Below are 609 nucleotides of genomic sequence, written 5' to 3' on the forward strand. Positions count from 1 at the left end.
GGAGGATTGCCTGAAGGACCGGTTGCACCCATCCTGATCACAGATGAAAGGTCTGGCTTCTGTGTGGGTACGCTGGTGGTTGATGAGATGGGAGGATTGGCGGAAAAACTTCGTGCATCCGTCAGAGTCACAGGCCAAGGGCTCGCCGTAGATGCGTATGTGCGCGAGATATTCTGGGTCCACCCCGGAGGTGCTCGTGGGTGTCTGATCGCTGTCAGGCTGACTCTGATTCACTTCAGTAGGAGTACATAAGATGTCAGGAGTTTCATTGTTACTGGCAATGCGACAAGTAGTCGATGGGCTCCTAACCCATGTTGTGGCACCTGTTTCAACCTCCAGATGTAGCGCAGCCATTGGTTCCGTGAGTGTGACCTGAGTTTTTTGTTTTTTCTCACGACAATGCACAAGGTGGTGCACGGCCGATCTGTTTACGGTACAAGGTGTGGATTCACCGGGGTAAATATGTGTGCTGCCCGCAGGGTGTATGGCAATACTGCCTGTTGACATCACATCTAATGACTCTACCGGAGTAAGGTGAGGATGTTTTCCCCTGTCTTTTGATACCTTAAGGTGAAGATAGCTGCTCTTGTCTTCTGATGCATAGGTAGC

Annotated in this window: 1 protein-coding gene; it reads left to right on the top strand. The window is 51.1% G+C overall.

Features of this window, described 5'->3' with window-relative positions:
• Nucleotides 1-252, top strand: a 252-nt coding sequence (locus E1189_RS24695; protein ID WP_230459948.1) for a hypothetical protein, incomplete at its 5' end; no start/stop codon positions are given.
• Nucleotides 253-609: the final 357 nt, after the last annotated feature.

Source organism: Parendozoicomonas verongulae (assembly GCF_009711465.1).
In the GTDB taxonomy this organism is placed as follows: Bacteria; Pseudomonadota; Gammaproteobacteria; order Pseudomonadales; family Endozoicomonadaceae; genus Sansalvadorimonas; species Sansalvadorimonas verongulae.